Annotated in this window: 6 protein-coding genes; all 6 read left to right on the top strand. The window is 54.8% G+C overall.

Features of this window, described 5'->3' with window-relative positions:
- The first annotated feature begins 359 nt into the window (after positions 1–359).
- Entirely contained in the window at positions 360–2,111 is a 1,752-nt protein-coding gene (locus C0623_05310; protein ID PLY01535.1) for a hypothetical protein, read from the top strand.
- Positions 2,112–2,168: 57 nt separating this feature from the next.
- Positions 2,169–2,921: a hypothetical protein gene (locus tag C0623_05305; protein PLY01534.1), complete on the top strand. Its 753-nt coding sequence runs from the start codon at positions 2,169–2,171 to the stop codon at positions 2,919–2,921.
- 56 nt (positions 2,922–2,977) lie between these two features.
- Positions 2,978–4,570, top strand: a complete 1,593-nt coding sequence (locus tag C0623_05300) for a peptide-binding protein (GenBank protein PLY01536.1) — start codon at positions 2,978–2,980, stop codon at positions 4,568–4,570.
- A gap of 12 nt (positions 4,571–4,582) precedes the next feature.
- A complete protein-coding gene (locus C0623_05295) occupies positions 4,583–5,557 on the top strand; it encodes a diguanylate cyclase (GenBank protein ID PLY01533.1) in 975 nt (324 codons plus the stop codon).
- Between the two features lie 304 nt (positions 5,558–5,861).
- A complete protein-coding gene (locus C0623_05290) occupies positions 5,862–6,626 on the top strand; it encodes a phosphoesterase (protein PLY01532.1) in 765 nt (254 codons plus the stop codon).
- A 960-nt stretch (positions 6,627–7,586) separates the two neighbouring features.
- Positions 7,587–7,793, top strand: a 207-nt coding sequence (locus tag C0623_05285) for a hypothetical protein (protein PLY01531.1), incomplete at its 3' end; no start/stop codon positions are given.

Genomic DNA, 7,793 nt, shown 5'->3' with positions numbered 1-7,793 from the left:
CCGGGGGCTTTGTGTACGGCCTGAATTGTTTTTGTTCAATTGTGTTACCGGGGAGTTTGCCTTGAGGCAAACGCAGTTGGTCTCCGTGGCGGTTGCGGTTGGGCTGCGGTTCATTGATCGCGCTAACGGAATCGACCTCAAGAGCTCCACGGGTGAGTCAAAGGCTTTGCTTTTAAAGTTTTGAGACTTTCTCTGACAGCTTACAGCTTAAAACTTACAGCTGTCTTATAAGTAAGACCGCCGGGCGATACCGGCGAATCTGGTTTTATTTCCAGAATAAAGATGGGAAAGTATGGCAGAATTTGAATGAGCACCAATTCGCCAGGGAAAGTGCAATACACCTTTTTGTTCAGGGCAGGATGTTGCGGAAAAAATTGAAAATCCATAATCTGACAAAATATCTTCTATTTCTTTTGCTTCTGCTTCTGACCGGCTGCCAGACGGCTGTGGCGCCGGTTGCCGACGATCTTGTGCCGCCGGCCGCCGGGACCGCTGCGTCGTCCGAACGCGAACGGTTTTCCGAAAGTCTTTATCAGTATGCCGTGGCACGGCTGGCCGGAATGGAAGGCAGCCTGGGAGAAGCGGCCCGGGCTCTCGAAAAAGCAAACGACCTGACACCCGATTCGGCATACCTGAAAGTGACCCTGGCTGAAGTCTATCTGCATCTTGAACAAATCGAAAAATCGTTCCGCCTGGCTGAAGATGCCCTGATCCTCGACCCGGAACTACTGCCGGCACATCTGCTGCTGGCCAGTCTTTATTCACGCCAGGATCAGTACGAACAGGCAGTTGTTCATCTCGAAAAAGCAGCACAGCTCGATCCGGAAGATGAGCGCATCCCTTACCAGCTGGCACTTTTTTACAATCGCGCCGGCGACATGCCGCAATCGATAGCTGTGCTGAAGGAAATCATTGACCGCTCACCCGAAGAGACCTACGCCCGCCTCGCTCTGGCCCGCGCTTACCGGCAGACCGCTTTGCCGGCGCTGGCGGAGGAGGCGTATCGTCAGACTCTGGAAGTTGAACCGGGATCATTCCTCGCTATAACCGAACTGGCCGATCTTTTTGTCGATGAAGGTCGCTCCGACGAAGCGGAAAAGCTGGTTCGCGAAAAGATATCGGAGTTTCCGGACAACCTCCGGCTGCGACATCGTCTGGTCGGCCAATATGTCGAACAGCAAAGATACGACGATGCCCTGCTGCAGCTCGGGCAGATCCTGAAGATTGATCCACATAATCAGACGGCCTTGCGCAAATCGGGATTGATTCATTTCGAACGGAGCGACTGGTCAGCGGCCGCCGGCTTTTTTCAAGATCTGGTAGCGATCGATGCCGGTGACGATCAGTCCCGCTACTATCTCGGAATCGCGTTTGAAGAGAATAGTCAACTCTCTAAAGCGTTGACGGAATTTGCAAAGGTTAAAGCAGCAAGCCCGGTTTATGCCGATGCCCTGATTCACCAGGCGTATAATCTGCAACAGCTCGAGCGGACTGCCGAGGCGGCAGAACTGCTCGAAGAACATCGGGAGCTGCTCTCGTCGCGACCGGAAGTTTTCGATTACCTCTCGTTCCTGTACAACGATCTCGGGCACCCGGGCGAAGCACTGTCGGTGATCGAGGCAGGCCTCGACCGCTATCCGGAAGAGAATACCCTGTTGTATCGAAAAATGGTATTGCTCGATCAGACCGGCAAGCTTGTAGCAGCTGAGCAGGCGGCGCAGCGTCTGCTTGAAGTCAACCCCGGCCATGTCAACGGTCTTAACTTTCTCGCTTATTCCTACGCCGAGCAGAATATTAAACTTGACCAGGCCCTTGCCATGGCCGAAAAAGCCCTGGCGGCGGCCGATGAGCCGTACATCCGTGATACCCTTGGCTGGGTTCTTTATCGACTCGGGCGTTTTGAAGAAGCGTTGGCAAACCTGCTGCTGGCGTTCAAGGGGGCTCCGGCGGACCCGGTTGTTCACGAACATCTCGGTTTTACCTATAAAGCCCTTGGCCGGACCGGCGAGGCGAGCAAAGCCTTTCGCGAGGCGCTTGCCCGATCGGACCGCGACCGGCCTGATCTCCGGCAGCTGATCGAGAACCTTGAGCAGACAAGGGAGAAGAGGTGACCATTGATTAAGCGGCCCGTGCCGGCGTCGTCCGTTTTGGCGGCTCCTTCTCTCTGGATGCTTGTCCTGGCGGCATCGGCTCTGCTTTGCAGTTCTTGTGCACCGGCCGGGCGCCCACCGATTGCCGCTGCGCAGCCGGAAATTGCCGATCTGGTTCGGCGGATCGATCAGATCGGACAGCAGTTTGTCAGTGTCAGGGGGCTGGCCCGGGTGGCGCTGGCCAGGGGTTCGGACCAAAAAACGGTCAGCCAGGTTGTGATCGCCCGGGCCCCGGATCAGTTGCGTCTTGAAACGCTCGGGCTTTTCGGCTCGCCGGCACTGCTGGCTGCTACCGACGGCGCGACGCTGGTTGTCCTGCTTCCGGGAGAGGGTAAAGCTTATGCCGGCTCGCCGGATGCCGGGTTTCTTGAAAAAATCTCGTCGCTGCCAATGACGGCAGAAGATGTCGTTTCGTTGTTGCTGTTGCGTCCGGTCCTCCTCGCACCGCAATCGATTCAGCTGCAGCGGCTCGATTCCGGTAGCCATCGCTTACTGCTCGAAGCCGGTGAACTGGAACAGGAGCTCGATTTTGATCCGGATCTCAGGCTCAACCGGTTCTCGGTCCGGCTAAGTGGCCGGTTGATCTCGTCGATCCGTTACGAGCGCTACCGGGATGGTTATCCCCATTTGATCGAGCTCTTGTTGGAGCCGTCAGCCACCCGGGTGGCTCTCGAGTTCAAGGATGTTGAAGTCAACGCCCGAATCGACCCCGGACTGTTCACGATCGAGCCACCGCCGGGTTATGATATCGAGCCATTTCCGCTCTATTGACAATGCGAGTACAGACTATGAATGCACAGAACTCTTTCAGTAAGCTGCTGATTTTTATGATGGTGCTGTTATTGTCGGCCTGTAACGAACAGGCGCCGGTGGCCGCACCATCAGCCGCCGACAGCGAACCTGTTCGCGGCGATACCTTTATCGAAGCATCGATCGGCGAGCCCAATAACCTGTTGCCGGTCCTCGCGTCCGATTCGGCATCGTCGGCGATCAACAGTCATGTCTATAACGGCCTGGTCCGTTATGACAAGAATTACATCCTCGAAGGGGCGTTGGCTGAGTCCTGGGAGATCTCCGAGGATAATCTCTCGATTACGTTCCATTTACGCAAGGGTGTCAAATGGCATGATGGCGCTCCCTTTACCAGCGCCGATGTCATGTTTACCTACAAACTCTATATCGATCCCGAGGTGCCGACCTCCTACGCCGAAGACTATCGGCAGGTGGTCGAGGCGACCGCTCCGGATCCCTATACCTTCAAGGTGACCTATGCACAGCCTTATGCCCCGGCTCTCGAGAGCTGGGGGTTGGCCATTCATCCCCTTCATCTCCTCGAAGGGAAGGATATCACCAAGAGTCCGCTGATCCGCAAACCGATCGGTACCGGACCCTATCGATTCGTGAAATGGGATGCCGGTGAGCGGGTTGTCCTTGAGGCCAATGCCGATTATTTCGAGGGCGAGCCGTACCTGCGGCGGGTTATTTACCGGGTCATTCCCGATCAGTCGACCCAGTTTCTCGAGCTGCAGTCGGGCGGACTCGACTTTATGGGGCTGACCCCGATTCAGTATCAGACCCAGACCGATACGCCGGTCTTTACCCGGAATTTCAACAAATACAAATACCTCGGTTTCGGTTATACCTATCTCGGCTACAACCTTGAAAAGGAATTGTTCCGGGATAAAAGAGTCCGACAGGCGATCGCCTATGCGATCGACAAACAGGAGATTATCGACGGCGTCCTGCTCGGTCTCGGCGAGATCGCGACCGGACCGTACAAGCCGGATCACTGGGTCTGCAACAAACAGGTCAAGCGTTACTCTTACGACCCGGAAAAGGCGAAACAGTTGCTCGCCGCTGCCGGCTGGTCCGACAGCGATGACGACCAGGTCCTCGACCGCAACGGCAAGCCGTTCGCCTTCACCATCGTGACCAACCAGGGGAACGACCTGCGGGCCAAAACCGCCGAGATTATCCAACGGCGGCTCAGGGATGTCGGCATCGCGGTCAAGATCAGGGTGGTCGAGTGGGCGACCTTCCTTAAAGAATTCATCTTTACCGGAAATTTCGATGCGACCATCCTTGGCTGGACCGGCGGCCCTGAACCGGATCAGTACAATATCTGGCATTCGAGCAAGACGGCGCCGCGCGAGCTCAATTTCATCAAGTACAACAACCCGGAAGTTGATCAGCTGCTGGAGAAGGGGCGTCGGATCTTCGACCGGGGAGAACGCAAGAAAATTTATGACCGCTTTCAGGATATTCTGGCCGATGAGCAGCCCTATACCTTTCTGTATGTCGGGTACTCGCTGCCGGCCGTGGCCAAACGCTTTCGTGGCATCGAAGTGGCGCCGGCCGGGATCCGGCACAATTTCATCAAGTGGTGGGTGCCGCGAGGTGAACAGAAATACGATCGATGAAATGGAACTAACTTGCTGAAGTATATCGGAAAACGGTTGTTGATGATGATCCCGATGCTGATCGGCATCACCCTGATTTCATTTATGGTGATCCACCTGGCGCCGGGCGAACCGACCGATCTGCAGACCGATCTGAATCCGGATGCGTCGCCCGAACTCCGGGAAAAGCTGCGCTCGCAGTACGGTCTCGATCAACCCCTGCACGCCCAGTATCTCGACTGGGTCTCGCGGATTGCTACGCTCGATTTCGGTGAGTCGTTTGCCCTCGACCGAAGACCGGTCATCGACAAGATCGCCGAACGGCTGCCGGTGACGATCGCCATCAACCTGCTGTCGATCCTGGCCATCCTCGGGGTCTCGGTGCCGATCGGAATTATTGCCGCGGTCCGGCAGAACAGTCTCTTTGATCGCGGCTCGACCATCTTCGTCTTTATCGGCTTTGCCATGCCGTCTTTCTGGCTCGCCCTGCTGTTGATGGACTACCTCGGCGTCCGCCTCGGACTGTTTCCGATCGCCGGCCTCCGCTCCTTCGGCTATGAATACATGAGTACCGGCCGCCAGTTTCTCGATCTGCTGCACCACCTGATCCTGCCGGTATTCGTCTCGGCTTTCGGCGGTCTCGCCGGGTTTTCCCGCTACATGCGCGCCAACATGCTCGAAGTGGTCCGCCAGGATTTCATATTAACGGCCCGGGCCAAGGGCCTGTCGGAACGCACGGTGATCCTCAAGCATGCCCTGCGCAATGCCCTGCTGCCGGTGATTACCATCCTCGGCCTTTCTATACCCGGCCTGATCGGCGGCAGCGTCATCTTCGAAACCATTTTCGCGATCCCGGGAATGGGCAAGCTCTTCTACGATGGAGTCATGATGCGCGATTACCCGCTTATTATGGGCGTCCTCGTCATCGGCGCAGTCCTCACCCTGGTCGGCAACCTGGTCGCCGATATCAGCTACGCCCTGGCTGATCCGCGCATCCGGAACGAATAGATATTTGTTGATTGAAAAGTCAATTCAATTTGTTCAACGCAAAGACGCAAAGGCGCAAAGAAAAGCGAAATCTTTTTATGGGTAAATGCAAAATATAAAACTAAAGAAAGGGTAACGGAGAGGCGGAGAGGGGCAGAGCTTTATTACTGGAAACTATCTCTGACAACTGCCAGCTTGCTAAATCGCCGTCAATACATCTTTCGCAATGGGATGCTTTTCTTTGTGTCTTTGCGCCTTGAGTGAGCGTTAGCGAACGGGCGTTAAGATAATGAATTCGAGTATTTCTAACTGGTAACTGAATTTTATGATCGACTGGCATTGTCACATACTGCATGAACTGGATGACGGCGCACCTTCCATCGATGAAGCCGTGGCGATGGCGCGCTTGCTCGCCGATAACGGCTATTCGCATGTCTGCTGTACGCCGCACCGGTTGCGCGGCATGTACGACACCAGTCCGGCAGCGATGCGGCAGAAGATCTGTGAGCTTCAGGTCATTCTGAAGGAAGAGGGGATTGACCTGACCCTGCTGGCCGGGATGGAATACTGTCTCGATGAGTTTTTCGTCGAGGACTTCTCGTCCGACCCGGTGACCCTCGGCGGCACAAAAATGGTGCTGGTCGAAACTCCGGCCAACGCCGACCCGCAGCTGTTGCGAGAAAACATTTTCCACCTGGTCCGCAGCGACTGTCTCCCGCTGCTGGCCCACCCGGAGCGGCACGCCTTTCTGGCGCCGCCGGCGCGAAAATCAGGTTCCCTGTTCCGGTTTTTTGCGGCCGGGTCCAACCATGCGGGTACCGAAAAGGAGTCGCTCCAAGAGACACTGCTCGGCGAACTGAAGCTGATGGGCTGCCTCTTCCAGGGAAATCTCGGCAGCGTTGGCGGTTATTACGGAAGCCTGGTCCGGCAGCAGGAGCAACGGCTCCGCCAGGCCGGCCTTTATCATTGTTACGGTTCGGATGGGCATACCCGGGCCAGCCTCGAAAGCTTTCTCGGCGATGCTCTCGCGACGATTCGGTCCGAACTGCCGGAGGCTCTTGCGGCGGGGCTCGATTCGTCTGGGCCCTGACAGCTCACTCCGGCTCTCCGTTAAAGCATCCGTTTCTATTATCTTCTAAAGTCGTTTTGCCGCTGATGCACGCCGATTTCCGCTGATTATAAGCAGAATAATCCTTAACACAATGGGGCGCAAAGCCGAAACCAATGTTAACGGAGAGGCGGAGAGAAGGAGAGTTAAAGGCTATTATGTTTCCGCTCTAACCCAAAGTCCCGGTTTTGCTTTTGCTTCGTTTTTCTCTCTGCGCCTCAGCGGCTCTCCGTTAAAAATACCGTAGAAATGACTTGGATCTTATCCGCGCCTGTCAGCGTCCATCCGCGGCCGATTACGCCTTTGATTCAAGAATAAACTTCAAACCGGTTAGCCGCAGATAAGGTCTGATAACATCTGATAAGGCCTAAGAAAAACCCTGATTATTGTTTTAATCTTATAACCAAAACCCAAGATTTTGATCTATCAGACTTGATCAGATTTTATCAGCGGCTAATAAAGCTTTTGCTTTTCATTCGGGGACAGTCCCCTGGTTTCCCTGTGTTCATCAGCGGCTAAGACATGAGAAGGCTTTTTGGCCGCTATCAAAATCTATGAAAATCTGTTTAAAGGTCAGGTTTTACAGATCTTGATAGATTTTCATCGCGGCTGACAGAGTTTTTGATTTTATCAGCGGCCAATTCCGGTTTATTTTCTTTCGGTTTGGTGCTTTATCGCTCAGGGACAGTCCCCGTTCTGGGCCAGTCGCTGGGGTCTTTGCTTTATCCTGGCGCCCTTCGTGTCTTCGTGGCGTACAATGCAGTGAAGGGTGAAGAGTCAGATTGAAACTTACGGCTTACAGCTTACAGCTGGATATCGCAAACCCACAAGCAAGTGTCAGAAGTTGAGACCTGACCCCTTACAACTATTGATTCGATTGCACCCTGACGAGTTTTCTGTTATAAATCGGGAGTTTTCTTTTTTATTTGGAAAGTTGGAGCAATGGATAAATTCAAATTCTTAGCGGCGGTGTTACTGTCCATTGCCGTTTGTAGCGGTCTCGCCGGGTGTGCATCATATACCGACCTGGCACCGGGCACCTCTCTCGCCGTCGAAGGCACGCCGGTGATCTCGCGGCATGAAGTCAATGTCGAGCCGTTTGTCGATCCCGGTCCGACTTCCTCCGATTACCAGGTCGGTCCCGGTGAT

The organism is Desulfuromonas sp., from assembly GCA_002869615.1.
Taxonomy (GTDB): Bacteria; Desulfobacterota; Desulfuromonadia; order Desulfuromonadales; family UBA2294; genus BM707.
This window is presented reverse-complemented; position numbering and strand designations above follow the sequence as displayed.